Genomic DNA, 17397 nt, shown 5'->3' on the forward strand with positions numbered 1-17397 from the left:
CTGAATCTGCAGTGAGCCCTATGAACGACCAACAACGCCTCGAACTCGAAGCCGCCGCCTTCCGCCGGCTGGTAGCCCACCTGGACAGCCGCAAGGATGTGCAGAACATAGACCTGATGAACCTCGCCGGCTTCTGTCGCAACTGCCTGTCCAAGTGGTACAAGGCCGAGGCCGACGAACGCCAGATCGACGTCAGCCTCGATGAGGCCCGTGAAGTGGTGTACGGCATGCCGTATGCCGAGTGGAAAGCCCAATACCAGCAAGAAGCCAACGCCGACCAACAAGCAGCGTTTGCCAAAGGAAAACCCCATGACTGATTTGAATACCCTGCGTGCCAGCCTCGACAGCGGCGAGCACGTATTTGCCGATACCCTGGCCTTTGTCGCGGCCAATTACGACTACCAGCCGCAGGCTTTCACCAATGGCGATGTGGAAAATGCTGCCGGACAAAACGAAGGCTCGTGCAAGACTCTGGGCCTGGCCTTGCTGGAAGGCTTGAGCGATCAGGAAGCGTTGTTGGCGTTTGGCGAGCATTACCGCGCGGTGGTGGCGACACCTGAAGGCAGTGACCATGGCAATATTCGGGCTTTGATTGCCCATGGCTTGGCCAGGGTTAAGTTTGCCGCGCAGCCGCTGGCTCGCAAATCCTGAGTCAAATACAGATCCAAATGTGGGAGGGGGCTTGCTCCCGATAGCGGTGTATCAGCTAACTAATACTTGGCTGAAAACCCGCTATCGGGAGCAAGCCCCCTCCCACATTTTTTTGCAGCGTTGTTTAGAACGAAGCGTCCTTCAAACCGTCGAGGTAACGCTCGGCATCCAGGGCCGCCATGCAACCGGCGCCGGCCGAGGTAATGGCCTGGCGATAGACGTGGTCAGCCACGTCGCCGGCAGCGAAGATCCCTTCGATGTTGGTCGCGGTAGCGTTGCCTTCACGACCGCCCTGCACCACCAGATAGCCGTCTTTGGCTTCCAGCACGCCTTCGAACAGCGAGGTGTTCGGGGTGTGGCCGATGGCGATGAACACGCCGTCGACTTTCAGTTCGTCGAAGCTGCCGTCGTTGTTTTTCAGGCGAGCACCGGTCACGCCCATGTTGTCGCCCAGGACTTCGTCCAAGGTGGCGTTGAGCTTGAGGATGATCTTGCCTTCAGCGACCCGGGCGTGCAGCTTGTCGATCAGGATCTTTTCGGCGCGGAAGGTCTCGCGGCGGTGGACCAGGGTCACGGTGCTGGCGATGTTAGCCAGGTACAGCGCCTCTTCCACGGCGGTATTACCACCGCCAACCACGGCAACCGGCTTGTTACGGTAGAAGAAACCGTCGCAGGTGGCGCAGGCGGAAACACCCTTGCCCATGAAGGCTTCTTCCGAGGGCAGGCCCAGGTAACGCGCGCTGGCACCGGTGGCGATGATCAGTGCGTCACAGGTGTACACGCCACTGTCGCCGGTCAGGCTGTAAGGCTTTTTCGAGAAATCGACCTTGTTGATGTGGTCGAAGACGATCTCGGTCTCAAAACGCTCGGCGTGCTCTTTCATACGCTCCATGAGCACCGGCCCCGTCAGGCCGTGGACGTCGCCCGGCCAGTTGTCGACTTCCGTGGTGGTGGTCAACTGGCCGCCCGCCTGCATGCCGGTGATCAACAGCGGCTTGAGATTGGCCCGGGCAGCGTAAACGGCAGCGCTGTAACCGGCAGGGCCGGATCCGAGAATAATCACTCGGGAATGACGGGTATCAGACATGACTCACTCCTATCGACCGCTCGAACCACAGAGCGGCTGGAATAAAAAAGGACCGCGAAGCACTTGGGGAAGGCTTTGACTCGCCAGGTCCTGAAAAATAATGGGTGCAGGGTATCGAGGGGGGCAAGATTAAGGAAATACGCATTAACAATCCAGCTCATAGCGATGCTCTATGTGCCAGATCAAGTTAATCGACACCTTTGTTACCGTGGATGTCGCCTACCCGCCTGCGCTTTCACATCCTGTGCAAAGCCGGTAAGGTCGGCGCGTTCGTCATCCTGCTCGGAGTTGTCCATGCCTGCCCCTGTTCTTTCCGGCCCGCAATACCTGCGTGAAGGCCTCAAGCTGGTGTTGAGCCCCGGCCTGCGCCTGTTTGTATTATTGCCGTTGGGGATAAACCTGGTGCTATTCGTCGGGTTGATCTATTTTGCCGGCCATCAGTTCAGCCTGTGGGTCGATAGCTTGATACCGACGCTGCCCAGTTGGCTAGGTTTTTTGAATTACCTGTTGTGGCCGTTGTTTGTGGTGCTGGTGGTGCTGATGGTGTTTTTTACCTTCACCATGCTTGCCAATATCATCGCGGCGCCATTCAACGGCTTCCTCGCCGAAAAAGTCGAGGTGGTGGTACGTGGCACCGATGACTTCCCGCCTTTCAGCTGGGGTGAGTTGATCGCCATGGTCCCACGTACCCTGGCCCGGGAAATGCGCAAGCTGGGGTACTTCCTGCCACGGGCCATCGGCCTGTTTATCCTGTCGTTCATTCCGGTGGTCAACCTGATCGCGGCGCCGCTATGGTTGCTGTTTGGCGTGTGGATGATGGCGATCCAATACATCGACTACCCGGCCGACAACCACAAGCTGGGCTGGAACGAAATGCTCGCCTGGCTGCGCCAGAAGCGCTGGCAGAGCATGAGCTTCGGCGGCATCGTCTACCTGGTGCTGCTGGTACCGGTGGTCAACCTGCTGATGATGCCGGCGGCGGTCGCCGGGGCGACGTTGTTCTGGGTGCGCGAGCAAGGCGCCGAGGCGATGACGCACAAGCAGTGACCAAGTCATAAATCCATCATCGCGCTGACACAATGACGACATGGCCCACGGCGACACTGTGGGTCATGACGACAGCCTCGCTTCACATCACCCTGATCACCGAAACCTTCCCGCCGGAAATCAACGGGGTGGCCAATACCCTTGGCCGTCTGTGCGAGGGTTTGCGCTTGCGTGGCCATCAGGTCGAACTGATACGCCCTCGCCAGGGTGCCGACCAAAGCCGTTCGAGTGACGACCAATTGCTGCTGTGTCGCGGCTGGCCATTGCCGGGTTACCCAGGGCTGCAGTGGGGCCAATCGTCGATGCACAAATTGCTCAGGCGCTGGAGCCGCCAACGTCCGGACGTGCTGTACATCGCCACGGAGGGGCCGCTGGGCTTATCGGCCCTGCGGGCGGCCCGTCGGTTGGGCATCAGCGTCGTCAGCGGCTTTCACACCAACTTCCAGCAGTATTCGAACCAGTATGGCTTGAGCTTGCTCAGTCGCTTGGTCACCCATTACCTGCGCTGGTTTCATAACCGCTCGAGCCTGACCCTGGTACCGAGCGCCAGCCAACGGCTGGAACTGGAACGTCGACATTTCGAGCGCCTGGAGATGTTGTCACGGGGCGTCGACAGCCAATTGTTCCATCCGGCCAAACGCGACAATGCGCTGCGCGAAAAATGGGCGTTGAACAATGAGCAAATCGCCGTGTTGCATGTGGGAAGGCTTGCACAGGAAAAGAACCTGGGCCTGCTGAAACGCTGCTTCGAGACGCTGCAGGACCGTTACCCAATGCGCCAGATGAAACTGATCATCGTTGGTGATGGGCCGCAACGGGCGATGCTGGAAAAGGAACTGCCCGAAGCGATTTTCTGCGGGGCCTTGCGCGGTGAAGAACTGGCGCGGCACTACGCGTCCGGCGATATGTTCTTGTTCCCCAGCCTGACCGAAACCTTCGGCAATGTGGTACTGGAAGCCATGGCCTCGGGACTGGGTGTGGTGGCCTACGACCAGGCAGCCGCTACCCAGCACATTCGTCACGGCTACAACGGCGTGCTGGCGATGCCTGGGGATGAAGATGCGTTTTGCGAGGCCGCCAACTGGCTGCTGGAGGATACAGAGAGTTTAAGGCGCATGCGCCTGAATGCTCGCCAACATGCCAGCCGCCAAGGCTGGGCAGCGATTATCGAGCAATTCGAGCATCACTTGCGTGGTGTGTGCGGGGAGCGTTTCGCCCTTCCAACGCAACCCTACGTACGCTGAGCAATCTGCCATTTACGTGCAAACCGTGATGAGCCTGCTGCAGGCCACTCAAGCTTTGCCTGATATTTAAAAGGGGAACCTCTGGCTGTGTAACACCAATCACTGGTACCTGCCGGTCAAGCAGGCCCTTTGAATAATGGAGATATTGGACAATGCAAAATTATGGAATTAGCGCACAAAATCGAGTCGACATGTCAACCCTTGAATGGACACGCCAGCAACAATGGCTGGATCAATCTCGTGCAGAGCCGCCAACCTATGGTCAGCCCGGGCATAAAGATGCGCTTAAGGCTGATCACCACAAAGAGCTGAATAAGCGTCCAGAGTATTAATCACTAGAGCCGCAAACTCCCTGTGGACGACACAGGGAGTCCATCCCTTATACCAACGTCGTCAACGCCTCACGACTGAAGGGCAAGATGTCGCCCTCGCGCCCTTCGCGCACCTTCACGGCCCAATCCGGGTCGACCAGCAGTGCACGGCCCACCGCCACCAAGTCGAACTCATCATTGTTCAGGCGCTGCAGCAGGTTTTCCAGGCTGGCCGGCTGCGCGACCTTGTCGGTGTTGACCATAAACTGCAAGAACTCGCCATCCAGGCCGACGCTGCCTACGGTGATCGTCGGCTTACCGGTGAGCTGGCGCGTCCAACCGGCCAGGTTGAGATCGGAACCTTCGAATTCCGGCTCCCAGAAACGGCGGGTGGAGCAGTGGAAAATATCCACGCCGGCGTCAGCCAACGGTTTGAGAAACTCACCCAGTGCGTGCGGGGTTTGTACCAGGCGCGCCGTGTAGTCTTGCTGCTTCCATTGGGAGAAACGCAGGATGATCGGAAAATCCGGGCCCACTGCGGCGCGGGTCGCCTCGATCAACTCGATGGCAAAGCGCGAACGGTTGGCCAGGCTACCGCCGTATTCGTCGGTGCGCTGGTTGCTACCCTCCCAGAAAAACTGGTCTACCAGATAACCGTGGGCGCCGTGGATTTCTACACCGTCCATGCCGATGGCCTGGGCGTCCTTGGCGGCTTGGGCGAAGGCATTGACCACGTCCTTGATGTCCTGGGCCGTCATGCCGTGAACCATCACCTTGCCGTCCTTGAGTTTTTCCATCGGGCCGTAGGCCGGCACGCTGGCGTCAGGCTCGGTGCCGATGCGGCGCACACTGCCCACATGCCACAGCTGTGGGACGATCTTGCCGCCTTCGGCGTGTACCGCGTCGACCACTTTCTTCCAACCGGCCAACGCGGCTTCACCGTAGAAATGCGGGACGTTGGGGTAGCCGTTGGACGCCGGGTGGCCGACCACGGTGCCTTCAGTGATGATCAGGCCCACACCGGCAGCGGCGCGACGGCGGTAGTACTCGATGACTTTGGAATTGGGTACGCCCCCCGGGGAGAACGAACGGGTCATAGGGGCCATGACCACGCGGGTAGACAGTTGCAATGCACCGAGCTGGAAAGGTTTGAACAAGGCTTGGACCGGCATGGCAGCACTCCACCGCAAAGAAATTTATGATGCGGATAATATGGGCAGTGCAGCGTGCCGAATAGCACTATTGATCTGGGTGATTAAAGGGATAAAAGTAGCCGAATACTTGTAGGAGCGAGCTTGCTCGCGAAGAACCCAAGCATACGCGTTACGTCAGGATAAACGCGTTACCGTTGGCGATCTTCGCGAGCAAGCTCGCTCCTACAGTGGGTGTGTTTCAGCTCAGGGCTTTTTCGATGGCCTGCACGATTGTCGGGTCGTCCGGAGCGGTACGCGGCGAGAAGCGCGCCAATACCCTGCCGTCTTTACCCAACAGGAACTTCTCGAAGTTCCAGGTGATATCTCCCGGAAACTCTGCACCCTCGCCCGCCAATAGACGGTACAACTGGTGACGCTCCGGGCCGTTCACCTCGAGCTTGCTGCCCAGGGGAAAGGTCACGCCGTAGTTCAGGCTGCAGAACTCGCGGATCTCTTCCGCGGAGCCCGGCTCCTGACCTGCAAACTGGTTGCACGGCAAACCAAGCACCGAAAACCCCTGGTCTTTGTATTGCTGGTAGAGGTTTTCCAACGCCGCGTATTGCGGGGTCAAACCACATTTGGACGCCACATTGACCACCAGCACAACCTGGCCCTTAAAGGGCGCCAGCGGCAGCTCTTGTCCGTCCAGGGCTTTGAGTTTCAGATCGTGGAAAGCACTCATGACGAACTCCAGATATCCCATGTTCTTTGCATTGCAGCCCTTGGAGCTTACAACCGGCAAGGCTGCAATCATAGACGTCGGTGACGAAACACGCTTGCCGGTTACTGAGCGGTCGGCCACGGCAAGATCGGAATCGCCGTCACCGCATTCTGTGGGCTGCCTTCAATCAGACGGTCGCTGTAGACCAGGTACACCAGGGTATTGCGCTTCTTGTCGAGAAAACGCACCACCTGCATGGTCTTGAATACCAGGGAGGTGCGCTCCTTGAACACTTCGTCACCGTCCTTGAGCTCGCCCTTGAAGCGGATCGGGCCGACCTGGCGGCAAGCAATCGAGGCTTCGGCGCGGTCTTCGGCCAGGCCCAGGCCGCCTTTGACGCCGCCGGTCTTGGCGCGGGAGAGGTAGCAGGTCACGCCGTCGACCTTGGGGTCGTCAAACGCTTCGACCACGATCCGGTCGTTGGGGCCGACAAACTTGAACACTGTCGAGACCTGGGCAATCTCTTCGGCCGAGGCCAGCAGTGGCATCGCGAGCAACAGGCCAAGCAATCCCTTCATTACGCGCATCAGGTATTCCTTCGTTTAAACCAGAATGAGGTTATCGCGGTGCACCAGTTCCGGTTCCGCCATATAGCCCAAGAGTCCGACAATGGCGTCAGACGATTGTCCAATAATCTTCTGCGCTTCAAGGGCGCTGTAGTTGGCCAGGCCACGGGCGATCTCGCGCCCGTCCGGTGCCACGCACACCACCATCTCGCCACGGCGAAAGCTGCCCTGCACCAGTTTGACGCCCACCGGCAGCAGGCTCTTGTTGCCCTGGGACAACGCCGACACCGCACCCGCGTCCAGCACCAGGGTGCCACGGGTTTGCAGGTGCCCGGCCAGCCACTGCTTGCGCGCAGCCAGCATGCCGCGCTCCGGCGACAGCAGCGTACCGATGCGCTCACCGGCCTTGAGACGGTCCAGCACGCGTTCCAGGCGCCCACCGACGATGATGGTGTGAGCACCGGAACGCGCGGCCAGCCGAGCGGCGCGCAGCTTGGTCTGCATGCCGCCGCGGCCCAGGGCACCACCGACACTGCCGGCGACTGCATCCAGTGCCGGGTCATCGGCGCGGGCTTCGTAGATCAACTGGGCATCGGGGTTATTGCGCGGGTCGGCGTCGAACATGCCATCGCGATCGGTGAGGATCACCAGCAGGTCGGCTTCCACCAAATTGGCCACCAGGGCGGCCAGGGTGTCATTGTCGCCGAAGCGGATTTCGTCGGTGACCACCGTATCGTTTTCGTTAATCACGGGGATGACCTTGAGCTCCACCAAGGCGCGCAAGGTGCTGCGGGCGTTGAGGTAGCGCTTGCGGTCGGACAGGTCGTCGTGGGTCAACAGGATTTGCGCGGTATGGCGGCCGTGCTCGGCAAAGCTGGACTCCCAGGCTTGCACCAGGCCCATCTGGCCGATGGCGGCGGCAGCTTGCAGTTCGTGCATCGCGCTGGGTCGCGCGGTCCAGCCGAGGCGGCTCATCCCGGCGGCGACGGCCCCGGACGAGACCAGCACCAACTCGACGCCTGCTTCATGCAAGGCCACCATCTGCTCGACCCAGACGCCCATAGCTGCGCGATCCAGACCTTTGCCATCCGCCGTCAGCAGCGCACTTCCGATCTTCACGACCCAGCGCTGCGCACCTGTCACTTTGCTCCGCATCATCTTCAACCTTAGAGTGAGGGCCGCGCGACCCAGCGCCGCCCATAACGTTATACCCGGATACCAAAACGCCGCTCCTGGGAGCGGCGTTCAAGTTTATCGCAACGGATCAGTCGCGCACGTAAATGATTTCCGGGCCATCTTCATCATCCACGTCTTCTTCGTCCCAGTCATCGTCGCCGATGTCATGGACCGACTTCACGCCGCTGCGGCGCAGGGCACGCTGGTCGTCCAGGGCCTGCAACTGGGCACGGGCTTCGTCTTCGATCTGCTGGTCGAGCTCGGCAAGCTCGGCCTTGAATACCGGGTCGGCCGCCAGGCGGTCGGCGCGGTCTTCCAAGTAACGCATGATGTCGCGGGTCAGGCGCTCGGTGCCTTCTTTGGCAATCGCCGAGATCACATAGACCGGACCTTCCCACTCCAGGCGATCAACGATTTCCTTGACACGTTCTTCGTGCTCTTCCTCGAGGATCTGGTCGCACTTGTTCAGTACCAGCCAGCGATCACGCTCGGCCAGGGCCGGGCTGAACTTGGTCAGTTCGCTGACGATCACTTCGGCGGCGTCTGCAGCACTGGTGTCATCCAACGGCGCCATGTCGACCAGATGCAGCAGCAAACGGGTGCGGGACAAGTGCTTGAGGAAGCGAATCCCCAGGCCTGCGCCATCGGAGGCACCTTCGATCAGGCCGGGAATATCGGCGACTACAAAGCTTTTCCAACGGTCGACGCTGACCACACCCAGGTTTGGCACCAGGGTAGTGAACGGGTAGTCGGCGACCTTCGGCTTGGCGGCCGATACCGAGCGGATAAAGGTACTTTTGCCGGCGTTCGGCAGGCCCAGCAGGCCCACGTCGGCGAGTACTTTCATTTCCAGCTTCAGGTCACGCTGCTCGCCCGGCTTGCCCGGCGTGGTCTGGCGCGGCGCACGGTTGGTACTGGACTTGAATCGGGTGTTGCCCAGACCGTGCCAGCCGCCCTGCACAACCATCAGCTTCTGGCCGGCCTTGGTCAGGTCGCCAATCACTTCCTGGGTCGCAGAGTCGATGATAGTTGTACCGACCGGTACGCGCAGTACCAGGTCTTCACCTTTTTTACCGGTGCAGTCGGTGCTGCCGCCGTTGGAGCCACGCTCGGCATCGAAGTGCCGGGTGTAACGGTAGTCGACCAGGGTGTTGAGGTTTTCGTCGGCCATCATGTAGATGGAACCGCCGTCACCGCCATCACCGCCGTTAGGGCCACCGTTTTCGATGAATTTTTCGCGACGGAAACTCATGCAACCGTTACCGCCGTCACCTGCTTTTACTCGGATGGAAACTTCATCAACGAACTTCATAACAAAACGCCTCTCGCCGCATGGGCGAGCTTAAGAAACCAAGACATAAGACTCTTGCAAAAATGAGCGCAGCGACCTCAAGCAACGACCGCAAATCCTGCTGCCCTCGCCCATTACAAACAGCTTTGCAAGAGACTCACTCCACAAACGAAAAAGCCCCGTCGCAAGACAGGGCTTTTCCAGCGATCTCGCAATTAAGCTGCGACAACGCTCACGTAACGGCGGTTGAACGCGCCCTTTACTTCGAACTTGATCACGCCTTCGATTTTCGCGAAGAGGGTGTGATCTTTACCCATGCCTACACCGTAACCGGCGTGGAATTGGGTGCCGCGCTGACGCACGATGATGTTGCCCGGAATGATTTTCTGGCCGCCATACATCTTGACGCCAAGGCGTTTGGCTTCTGAATCGCGACCGTTACGGGTACTACCACCAGCTTTTTTGTGTGCCATGAGTCAATTCTCCTAGTGAGGAATTAGGCTGAAATTAAGCCTGAATACCGGTGATTTTGATCTCGGTGTACCACTGGCGGTGGCCCATACGCTTCATGTGGTGCTTACGACGACGGAACTTGATGATGCGGACTTTATCGTGACGACCTTGGGAGATCACTTCAGCCACAACGGTAGCGCCAGCAACGACTGGAGCGCCGATGTTCACGTCATCGCCATTGGCGACCAACAGAACGCGATCAAAAGTAACGGATTCGCCGGTAGCGATTTCCAGTTTTTCGATCTTCAGGTATTCACCTGGGGCGACCTTGTATTGCTTGCCACCAGTAACAATTACTGCGTACGACATGGTATTTCTCCGATAATCCTGCTCACCCAGCGCTTTATAAGAAGAGGTATTGGCTGGCATGGCTGCATGGGATGGACGTCCCGAATGCAATTGCGTAAGGCAGGTGCTGCCCAGGAAGTTCAGGGTGCGCGATTGTACGCAAGCTATGGGAGGCTTGCAAGGGGCCGCCAGTCGCCTTGAAAGCGTAACGAGCGAAGGGAAGACAAGGAAAAAACAGGCGAGGAAGCGGAGTTTACTGGTTGTAAATGAGCATTCCGAGCCTGTTTTTGACGCAGGATTACCGAGCGCAGTAGCTTTCATGGTGACTGGGCGCGCCTTGACACTGCGGGGTCAGGGTCCTAGCATGCCGCGCAACCCTTCTGGAGCGACTGTCGCTGATGCAACCCCAAGCTTTCTACCGCGCGGTCGCGGACGATTTTAGCGCCGTCGACGGCATCATCAAGCAGCAGCTGACGTCTAACGTGCCGCTGGTCTCCAAAATTGGCGACTACATTACGTCGGCGGGCGGCAAACGCCTGCGTCCTTTATTAGTGTTGCTGTGTGGCAAGGCCCTGGGCCGCGAAGGCGATGACCTGCGCCTGTTGGCCGCCACTATTGAGTTCCTGCACACCGCCACCCTGCTGCATGATGACGTGGTCGACATGTCCGGCATGCGCCGTGGTCGCGAGACCGCCAATGCCATGTGGGGCAACGCGCCGAGCGTGCTGGTGGGCGACTTCCTGTATTCGCGCTCGTTCGAAATGATGGTCGAGCTGGGCTCGATGCCGGTGATGAAGATCCTTTCACAGGCCACGCGCATCATCGCCGAAGGCGAAGTGTTGCAACTGTCCAAAGTCCGCGACGCCAGCACCACCGAAGAAACCTATATGGAAGTGATTCGCGGCAAAACCGCGATGCTCTTCGAAGCGTCCACCCACAGTGCCGCCGCGCTGTGTGGCGCCACCGCCGAACAGGCCGAAGCCCTGCGCACTTTCGGTGATCACCTGGGCGTGGCGTTCCAACTGGTAGACGACCTGCTCGACTACAAGGGCGACGCCGAGACCCTGGGCAAGAACGTCGGTGACGACCTGGCCGAGGGCAAGCCGACCTTGCCGCTGATCTACACCATGCGCGAAGGCACGCCGGAACAGGCCGCCCTGGTGCGCAAGGCGATCCAGAAAGGCGGGATCGAAGACTTGGAGGCCATCCGCGCTGCCGTGGAAGCGTCCGGTTCCCTGGAGTACACCGCGCAACTGGCGCGTGACTATGTGGCCCGTGCGATCCAGTGCCTGGAAGCCTTGCCGGCCAGTGAATACCGGGATGCATTGGTTGAGCTGAGCGAGTTTGCGGTCGCCCGCACTCACTAAAATCACCAGCAGACGCAGGACAATGTGGGAGGGGGTTTGCTCCCGATGGCAATATGTCAGCCAATATATAAGGTGGCTGATACACCGCCATCGGGAGCAAGCCCCCTCCCACATTTGGAATCCATTGCCAATTCAAGATCCCGCCCGTGCTACAAAACCCTATATAATGTGCGACTTTTAGTCATCCCTGAACCTCAAGGAGCTTTAGTGAGCACGTTGCCACCCTGCCCGAAATGCAATTCCGAATACACCTACGAAGATGGCACCCAACTGGTCTGCCCGGAATGCGCCCATGAGTGGTCCGCCACTGGCGAGGCCGAAGTGGCCGGCGATGAAACCGTGAAGAAAGACTCTGTGGGTAACGTCCTGCAGGACGGCGACACCATCACCGTGATCAAGGACCTCAAGGTCAAGGGCACCTCCCTGGTGGTCAAGGTCGGTACCAAGGTCAAGAACATCCGCCTGTGCGAAGGTGATCACGATATCGACTGCAAGATCGACGGTATCGGCCCGATGAAACTCAAGTCCGAGTTCGTGCGCAAGGTCTGATCCTGCTGCATCCATCCCGCGCCAGCCGCGGGATGGCGTTTCGCCCTCCCGATTGATCGATAACAATATCCACACAAAAAAACCCGGAAACCGCCAATAGATACTTGCTATTCTACGAATAAGAATTATTCTCATTGAACCCATCAAGGAGAACGACCATGACTTATTTGATAGACGCCTGGCTGGATCGCCCACACCCTTACCTGCGGATCCTGCATCGGGAAACCGGCGAAGTCTGTGCGGTGCTCGAGGAAGACGCGCTGAACGAATTGCAGGACCAGGGAGACCTCGACGTCAATGGCCTGAGTTCCAGTGAGCCTGGAGTACTGAAGGAAGTGGTAAGGAATCTGTTTCTATTCTGCTATGCCCGAGCGTTGCGCCCGGCGACGGATCTGAATGGCAAGTTCCATCCATGAACAAACTGGCAAATCCCTGTTGGGGCGAACGCGTTCGCCCCAACAGGTAATCAGCAACAGGTCTTACAGAACGTCGAGCAGTTCGACGTCGAATACCAGAACGCTGTGCGGCGGGATGCTGCCAACGCCTTGAGCGCCGTAAGCCAGTTCGCTCGGCACGTACAGACGCCATTTGCTGCCGGCATTCATCAGTTGCAGGGCTTCGGTCCAGCCGGCGATCACGCCGCCAACCGGGAATTCTGCAGGCTGGCCACGCTCGTAGGAGCTGTCGAATACAGTGCCGTCGATGAGGGTGCCGTGGTAGTGGGTACGCACTTGATCTTCACGGGTCGGCTTGGCGCCGGTACCGGCTGTCAGCACTTCAAATTGCAGGCCGGAAGCCAGGGTGGTGATGCCATCGCGCTTGGCGTTTTCAGCCAGGAATGCCAGGCCGGCGCCAGCGGCTGCTTCAGCCTTGGCAGCCGCTTCGGCTTGCATGATTTCGCGGATCACTTTGAAACTGGCAGCCATTTGCTCCTGGTCGACACGGCTTGGCTTGCCCGCGAACGCATCGGTCAGGCCGGCCAGGATCGCGTCCAGGCTCACGCCCGGTGGCGGGTTGTCGCGCAGCTGGTCGCCCAACTGACGGCCGATACCGTAGCTGACGCGGGTTTCGTCGGTGGACAGATTGACTTCGGACATGAAGAGGCTCCGCTATAGGACAACACGGTTTCCCGCGCCGCCCAGAACTAAAAGGGCCCGCAGACTAGCACACAAGGGCGGCCCATGATCAGCCCCCTCCCCCGGCTATCAGAGCGCCAGGTGGTAGGTCAGGCAAAGCCGAATAACACCTCTTCGTCGCCCGGCAAGAAAAATATTTCAGAATTATCCATTGCCGCCGATACAGCCCTACACATCTTGGCTGGCTCAAACAACAACACACCGTCCAGCAGACAGACATCACTCTTCAAGGAGCTTTCGATGAACAGCTGGTTCGGTAACATCAGCGTCAATCTCAAACTCGGCCTGGGCTTTGGCCTGGTGCTGGTCCTCACCTCCATCCTGGCACTCACCGGCTGGACCAGCCTGGGCGGCCTGATCGACCGTAGCAATTGGATGAGCGACATCACCCAGCTCAACGCCTCGTTGACCAAGCTACGGATCGTGCGCCTGCAATACATGCTGGCCAACGGCGACGAAGCCGTGGCGCAGAACGTGCAGACCAGCCTCGAGGCCTTCGCCGCCCAGCAACAGAAGCTGCTGGACAGCTTCAAGAGCCCGGAAAACCTCAAGCTGCTCAATGAGCAGAAAGCCGTCATTACCGCTTACCGCCAGTCCCTGAACAAAATGCGCGAGGCCTACCGTAATGGCAACGCCGCGCGCGACGTCATGGGCACCAAGGCCGACATCGCCAATGCGCAGATCAATGCGCTGGAAACCAGCGTGCAGCAAGCGCCCGATAGTCCGGAGCGCTTCACTCAATTTTCGGCCGTGACCCAAGCCAAGAACGAGTTCCAGCAAGCTCGCTACGAAGTGCGTGGCTATACCAATAGCCCCAGCGCAGAAAACGAAGCCCGCGCCGCTGCACAAATCGAAAAAGCCGTCGCTGGTTTGAAAACCCTCAGCGCCGTATTCGGTACTGGCCAGCAAACCGCATTGACCGCACTGGAAACCGCGCTGGGTGACTATCGCAGTGCCGTGCAGAGCTACAAGGCCGCCAACGCCAACATCGTCACTGCCCGCGCCGAAATGACCACCCAAGGCGCCGATATCGTGACGATCAGCGACAAGCTGTACGACATCCAGTTGGAACGTCGCGACGCTGAAAGCACCCAGGCCCGTAGCCTGCAATTGATCAGCACCTTGCTGGCCCTGCTGGTCGGCGTCATCGCGGCTTGGGTCATCACCCGCCAGATCACGCGCCCGATCCAGGACACCCTGGCCGTGGTCGAGCGCATCGCTTCCGGCGACCTGAGCCACAACATCCAGGTGACCCGTCGTGATGAACTGGGCGTGTTGCAACAAGGCATCCAGCGCATGGGCACGACCCTGCGTGAATTGATCAGCGGCATTCGCGATGGCGTGACTCAGATCGCCAGCGCCGCCGAAGAATTGTCGGCCGTGACCGAACAGACCAGTGCCGGTGTGAACAGCCAGAAGATCGAGACCGATCAGGTCGCCACCGCCATGCATGAAATGACCGCCACCGTGCAGGAGGTCGCGCGCAATGCCGAGCAGGCTTCCCAGGCGGCTTCCGACGCCGACGGCCAGGCCCGTGAAGGCGACAAGGTGGTGGCCGAAGCCATCGCCCAGATCGAACGCCTGGCCGCCGAAGTGGCGCGCTCCACCGACGCCATGACGCACCTGCAGCAAGAGAGCAACAAGATCGGCAGCGTGATGGACGTGATCAAGGCAGTGGCCGAACAAACCAACCTGCTGGCCCTCAACGCAGCTATTGAAGCTGCACGTGCCGGTGAAGCCGGCCGTGGCTTTGCCGTGGTCGCCGACGAAGTGCGTGGCCTGGCCCAGCGTACGCAGAAATCCACCGAAGAAATCGAAGGCCTGGTGGCCGGCTTGCAGAACGGCACCCAGCAAGTAGCCAACGTGATGAACAACAGCCGCAGCCTCACCGACAGCAGTGTCGAACTGACGCGCAAGGCCGGCGTGTCACTGGAAAACATCACCCGTACGGTGTCGAATATCCAGTCGATGAACCAGCAGATTGCAGCGGCCGCCGAGCAGCAGAGCGCCGTAGCGGAAGAGATCAGCCGCAGTATCGTGAATGTGCGGGATGTGTCTGAGCAGACGGCGACGGCCAGTGATGAGACAGCCAAGTCGAGTGTGGAACTGGCTCGGCTGGGTAGCCAGTTGCAGCAGATGGTCAGTCATTTCCGGGTGTAGACACCCCCAACCACCGTGGCGAGGGAGCTTGCTCCCGCTTGGGGCGCGAAGCGCCCCCAAAAAACCGGCCTGCTACGCAGTCCAACGGGAGCAAGCTCCCTCGCCACAGGTGCAAACTTAGACATACTCGGCCCTCCTTGAGTTGGGCCTTACCTCCAGCGCACTTACCGGAACACGTGAGCCTTTGGACGCGGGTCAATGCGTCCTTTGAGATAGCAAACCTCAGCCACTCACTGGGTTTGCAATAAAAAACCGCCCTACTAAGGCGGTTTTTTATTGCCTGCCATTTACCCATCAGCCCTCGCTGTCCTCGGCAAACACCAGCCGATTCCCAAACGGATCACTGATGCTCATCTCCCGCGAGCCCCAAGGCGTTTCCTCAACCCCGGGCTTGGCATAACGGTAATCTTTGGCCAGCAACTGCTGCTGATACGCGTCCACTTCTGTCGCCTGAATCCGCACCGTCGCCCCCGGCGAAGCATCGCCATGGTGCTCGGACAAATGCAGCACGCATTCGCCCAGCGACACTTGCAGGTACAACGGAAAATTCGCCTCGAACCGATGCTGCCAATCGACCTTGAACCCCAGGAAGTCGACGTAGAACTCCAACGCCTTGGTCTCGTCGAAAATCCGCAGTATGGGGGTGACTTTTCCTAAGTGCATTGCAACCGCTCCGTGTATGAGAACGCCCACTATAGAGACGAAAACCCGTCACGCAAATCCCCACTGCGCGCCAGGAATCGTCCTGGCCGCTGGCCGTTGGCCTGCCCATCGCTGTAGCTCAGTACGCCGTTGACCCACACGCCATCAATCCCCTCTGCTGCGCGCTGCGGTGCCTTGAAGTCCGCCACATCACGCACCCGCAACGGATCGAACAACACCAGGTCAGCCCAGTACCCTTCGCGGATTTCGCCACGCTCGGATAAGCCAAAGCGCGCTGCCGAAAGGCCAGTCATCTTGTGCACCGCCGTGTGCAACGGGAACAAGCCGACATCGCGGCTGAAGTGCCCCAGCACCCGTGGAAATGCGCCCCACAAACGCGGGTGGGGGAACGGGTCTTCGGGCAAACCATCGGAGCCCACCATCGACAACGGATGGGCGAGGATGCGCCGCACATCGTCTTCGTCCATCCCGTAGTACACCGCCCCCGCCGGTTGCAGGCGACGGGCAGCGTCCATTAGCGAAACGCCCCACTCGGCAGCGATAGCCTGCAAATCACGCCCACCCATTTCGGGGTGCGGCGTCGACCAGGTGATGGTGATCCGGAACGCGTCAGTGACTTGCTTGAGGTCCAGGGTCGAGGAGCTGGCGGCATAGGGATAGCAATCACAGCCCACCGGATGGTTTTTCGCCGCGGCTTCCAGTGACGCCAACAACTGCGGACTACGCCCCCAATTACCAGCACCGGCGCATTTAAGATGGGAAATAATCACCGGCACCTTGGCATGACGGCCGATCAGAAACGCCTCCTCCATCGCCTCCAGTACCGGCTCGAATTCGCTGCGTAAGTGGGTGGTGTACATCGCACCGTAGGCCGTCAACTCTTCGGTGAGCTGCAACACTTCATCGGTTTCGGCATTGAACGCGCTGGCGTAGGCCAAGCCTGTGGATAAGCCCAGGGCACCGGCTTCCAGGCTCTCTTGCAGCTGTACACGCATCGCCGTGATTTCACCGGGCGAGGCAGTACGGTACAGGTCATCCATATGATTGCTGCGTAACGCCGTGTGGCCGATTAACGCGGCGACGTTTACCGCCGGATGGGCGTCCTGCACTGCATTGCGATAGTCGCTGAACCGCGGATAGCAGAACGCCTCACGGCCGCCCAGCAAGTTCATCGGGTCTGGCGGGGCACCACGCAAACTCACCGGCGAGGCACTGATTCCACAGTTGCCGACAATCACCGTGGTCACGCCCTGGCTGAGCTTGGGCAGCATCTGTGGGTGGCGGATCACCACGGTGTCATCGTGGGTGTGCACGTCGATAAAACCCGGTGCCAATACGCGGCCATGGGCCTCGATAACATGCTCGGCCTTGGCTGTGGATAAGTCGCCAATCGTCTGGATTCGGCCACCGTGCAATCCCACATCGGCGAGATAACCCGGGGTGTTGCTGCCATCGATGATCAGCGCCTGGCGAATCAGCGTGTCGTACTTCATA

18 protein-coding genes and 2 pseudogenes are annotated in these 17397 nt (G+C 59.5%); 9 read left to right on the forward strand and 11 right to left on the reverse strand.

Going from position 1 to position 17397, the window contains the following annotated elements:
• Positions 1–20: 20 nt before the first annotated feature.
• Both QYQ93_RS24240 and QYQ93_RS24245 read left to right on the forward strand, forming a co-directional pair.
• Positions 21–317 (forward strand): DUF1244 domain-containing protein, encoded by a 297-nt coding sequence (locus QYQ93_RS24240; protein ID WP_043046776.1) that lies wholly within the window; start codon positions 21–23, stop codon positions 315–317.
• Positions 310–651: a HopJ type III effector protein gene (locus QYQ93_RS24245; RefSeq protein WP_043046775.1), complete on the forward strand. Its 342-nt coding sequence runs from the start codon at positions 310–312 to the stop codon at positions 649–651. The genes QYQ93_RS24240 and QYQ93_RS24245 overlap by 8 nt, the downstream gene beginning before the upstream one ends.
• A 124-nt stretch (positions 652–775) precedes the next feature.
• On the opposite strand, the gene trxB is transcribed toward QYQ93_RS24245, so the two are convergent.
• Positions 776–1738, reverse strand: coding sequence for a thioredoxin-disulfide reductase (trxB, locus tag QYQ93_RS24250; RefSeq protein ID WP_003194076.1), 963 nt, complete (start codon positions 1736–1738; stop codon positions 776–778).
• Between the two features lie 294 nt (positions 1739–2032).
• Here trxB and cysZ point away from each other — a divergent pair, with 294 nt between their 5' ends.
• Together cysZ and QYQ93_RS24260 are read left to right on the forward strand one after the other, a co-directional pair.
• Positions 2033–2785, forward strand: coding sequence for a sulfate transporter CysZ (gene cysZ / locus QYQ93_RS24255; RefSeq protein WP_043046774.1), 753 nt, complete (start codon positions 2033–2035; stop codon positions 2783–2785).
• A gap of 65 nt (positions 2786–2850) precedes the next feature.
• On the forward strand, positions 2851–4029 hold the full coding sequence (locus tag QYQ93_RS24260) for a glycosyltransferase family 4 protein (RefSeq protein WP_043046773.1): 1179 nt from the start codon (positions 2851–2853) through the stop codon (positions 4027–4029).
• Positions 4030–4408: 379 nt separating this feature from the next.
• Here QYQ93_RS24260 and QYQ93_RS24265 read toward each other — a convergent pair whose 3' ends face one another.
• The 7 genes from QYQ93_RS24265 to rplU all read right to left on the reverse strand — a co-directional run bounded on the left by QYQ93_RS24265 (position 4409) and on the right by rplU (position 10049).
• Entirely contained in the window at positions 4409–5512 is a 1104-nt protein-coding gene (locus tag QYQ93_RS24265) for an NADH:flavin oxidoreductase (RefSeq protein ID WP_043046772.1), read from the reverse strand.
• 220 nt (positions 5513–5732) lie between these two features.
• Positions 5733–6215 carry a glutathione peroxidase gene (locus QYQ93_RS24270; protein ID WP_338475632.1) on the reverse strand — a complete coding sequence of 161 codons (483 nt, stop codon included), beginning with the start codon at positions 6213–6215 and terminating at the stop codon, positions 5733–5735.
• 101 nt (positions 6216–6316) lie between these two features.
• Positions 6317–6781 carry a CreA family protein gene (locus QYQ93_RS24275; RefSeq protein ID WP_043046770.1) on the reverse strand — a complete coding sequence of 155 codons (465 nt, stop codon included), beginning with the start codon at positions 6779–6781 and terminating at the stop codon, positions 6317–6319.
• A 15-nt stretch (positions 6782–6796) separates the two neighbouring features.
• Positions 6797–7915 carry a glutamate 5-kinase gene (gene proB / locus QYQ93_RS24280; protein WP_043046769.1) on the reverse strand — a complete coding sequence of 373 codons (1119 nt, stop codon included), beginning with the start codon at positions 7913–7915 and terminating at the stop codon, positions 6797–6799.
• Between the two features lie 109 nt (positions 7916–8024).
• Positions 8025–9248: an Obg family GTPase CgtA gene (gene cgtA / locus QYQ93_RS24285; protein ID WP_005791308.1), complete on the reverse strand. Its 1224-nt coding sequence runs from the start codon at positions 9246–9248 to the stop codon at positions 8025–8027.
• Positions 9249–9442: 194 nt separating this feature from the next.
• Entirely contained in the window at positions 9443–9700 is a 258-nt protein-coding gene (rpmA, locus tag QYQ93_RS24290) for a 50S ribosomal protein L27 (protein ID WP_003176049.1), read from the reverse strand.
• 34 nt (positions 9701–9734) lie between these two features.
• Positions 9735–10049 carry a 50S ribosomal protein L21 gene (gene rplU, locus QYQ93_RS24295; RefSeq protein ID WP_003176051.1) on the reverse strand — a complete coding sequence of 105 codons (315 nt, stop codon included), beginning with the start codon at positions 10047–10049 and terminating at the stop codon, positions 9735–9737.
• A gap of 377 nt (positions 10050–10426) precedes the next feature.
• On the opposite strand from rplU, the gene QYQ93_RS24300 reads away from it, so the two are divergent.
• From QYQ93_RS24300 to QYQ93_RS24310, 3 genes are all read left to right on the forward strand, one after another.
• Complete coding sequence (locus tag QYQ93_RS24300) at positions 10427–11395, forward strand: polyprenyl synthetase family protein (protein WP_043046768.1); 969 nt, start codon at positions 10427–10429, stop codon at positions 11393–11395.
• Between the two features lie 207 nt (positions 11396–11602).
• Positions 11603–11944 carry a zinc ribbon domain-containing protein YjdM gene (locus QYQ93_RS24305; protein ID WP_043046767.1) on the forward strand — a complete coding sequence of 114 codons (342 nt, stop codon included), beginning with the start codon at positions 11603–11605 and terminating at the stop codon, positions 11942–11944.
• 158 nt (positions 11945–12102) lie between these two features.
• Positions 12103–12360, forward strand: a complete 258-nt coding sequence (locus QYQ93_RS24310) for a hypothetical protein (protein WP_043046766.1) — start codon at positions 12103–12105, stop codon at positions 12358–12360.
• A 63-nt stretch (positions 12361–12423) separates the two neighbouring features.
• Here QYQ93_RS24310 and QYQ93_RS24315 read toward each other — a convergent pair whose 3' ends face one another.
• Positions 12424–13041, reverse strand: coding sequence for an FKBP-type peptidyl-prolyl cis-trans isomerase (locus tag QYQ93_RS24315; protein ID WP_003194089.1), 618 nt, complete (start codon positions 13039–13041; stop codon positions 12424–12426).
• A 279-nt stretch (positions 13042–13320) separates the two neighbouring features.
• On the opposite strand from QYQ93_RS24315, the pseudogene QYQ93_RS28640 reads away from it, so the two are divergent.
• Together QYQ93_RS28640 and QYQ93_RS28645 are read left to right on the forward strand one after the other, a co-directional pair.
• Positions 13321–14337 (forward strand): annotated as a pseudogene (locus tag QYQ93_RS28640) (methyl-accepting chemotaxis protein); the annotation flags it as partial.
• A gap of 306 nt (positions 14338–14643) precedes the next feature.
• Positions 14644–15240: pseudogene (locus QYQ93_RS28645) on the forward strand (methyl-accepting chemotaxis protein); the annotation flags it as partial.
• A gap of 294 nt (positions 15241–15534) precedes the next feature.
• On the opposite strand, the gene QYQ93_RS24325 reads toward QYQ93_RS28645, so the two are convergent.
• Positions 15535–15903, reverse strand: coding sequence for a glyoxalase superfamily protein (locus tag QYQ93_RS24325; protein ID WP_043046764.1), 369 nt, complete (start codon positions 15901–15903; stop codon positions 15535–15537).
• 29 nt (positions 15904–15932) lie between these two features.
• The gene (locus tag QYQ93_RS24330; protein ID WP_338475636.1) at positions 15933–17396 is read right to left on the reverse strand and encodes a D-aminoacylase; all 1464 of its coding nucleotides are present in this window, start codon (positions 17394–17396) and stop codon (positions 15933–15935) included.
• Position 17397: the final 1 nt, after the last annotated feature.

The organism is Pseudomonas khavaziana, from assembly GCF_036704165.1.
Lineage (GTDB): Bacteria > Pseudomonadota > Gammaproteobacteria > Pseudomonadales > Pseudomonadaceae > Aquipseudomonas > Aquipseudomonas khavaziana.

Bases quoted from the DNA above. Each gene is read 5' to 3' on its own strand.
- QYQ93_RS24240 (WP_043046776.1), top strand. From the start codon at position 21: ATGAACGACCAACAACGCCTCGAACTCGAAGCCGCCGCCTTCCGCCGG.
- QYQ93_RS24245 (WP_043046775.1), top strand. From the start codon at position 310: ATGACTGATTTGAATACCCTGCGTGCCAGCCTCGACAGCGGCGAGCAC.
- trxB (WP_003194076.1), bottom strand. From the start codon at position 1,738: ATGTCTGATACCCGTCATTCCCGAGTGATTATTCTCGGATCCGGCCCT.
- cysZ (WP_043046774.1), top strand. From the start codon at position 2,033: ATGCCTGCCCCTGTTCTTTCCGGCCCGCAATACCTGCGTGAAGGCCTC.
- QYQ93_RS24260 (WP_043046773.1), top strand. From the start codon at position 2,851: ATGACGACAGCCTCGCTTCACATCACCCTGATCACCGAAACCTTCCCG.
- QYQ93_RS24265 (WP_043046772.1), bottom strand. From the start codon at position 5,512: ATGCCGGTCCAAGCCTTGTTCAAACCTTTCCAGCTCGGTGCATTGCAA.
- QYQ93_RS24270 (WP_338475632.1), bottom strand. From the start codon at position 6,215: ATGAGTGCTTTCCACGATCTGAAACTCAAAGCCCTGGACGGACAAGAG.
- QYQ93_RS24275 (WP_043046770.1), bottom strand. From the start codon at position 6,781: ATGCGCGTAATGAAGGGATTGCTTGGCCTGTTGCTCGCGATGCCACTG.
- proB (WP_043046769.1), bottom strand. From the start codon at position 7,915: ATGCGGAGCAAAGTGACAGGTGCGCAGCGCTGGGTCGTGAAGATCGGA.
- cgtA (WP_005791308.1), bottom strand. From the start codon at position 9,248: ATGAAGTTCGTTGATGAAGTTTCCATCCGAGTAAAAGCAGGTGACGGC.
- rpmA (WP_003176049.1), bottom strand. From the start codon at position 9,700: ATGGCACACAAAAAAGCTGGTGGTAGTACCCGTAACGGTCGCGATTCA.
- rplU (WP_003176051.1), bottom strand. From the start codon at position 10,049: ATGTCGTACGCAGTAATTGTTACTGGTGGCAAGCAATACAAGGTCGCC.
- QYQ93_RS24300 (WP_043046768.1), top strand. From the start codon at position 10,427: ATGCAACCCCAAGCTTTCTACCGCGCGGTCGCGGACGATTTTAGCGCC.
- QYQ93_RS24310 (WP_043046766.1), top strand. From the start codon at position 12,103: ATGACTTATTTGATAGACGCCTGGCTGGATCGCCCACACCCTTACCTG.
- QYQ93_RS24315 (WP_003194089.1), bottom strand. From the start codon at position 13,041: ATGTCCGAAGTCAATCTGTCCACCGACGAAACCCGCGTCAGCTACGGT.
- QYQ93_RS24325 (WP_043046764.1), bottom strand. From the start codon at position 15,903: ATGCACTTAGGAAAAGTCACCCCCATACTGCGGATTTTCGACGAGACC.
- QYQ93_RS24330 (WP_338475636.1), bottom strand. From the start codon at position 17,396: ATGAAGTACGACACGCTGATTCGCCAGGCGCTGATCATCGATGGCAGC.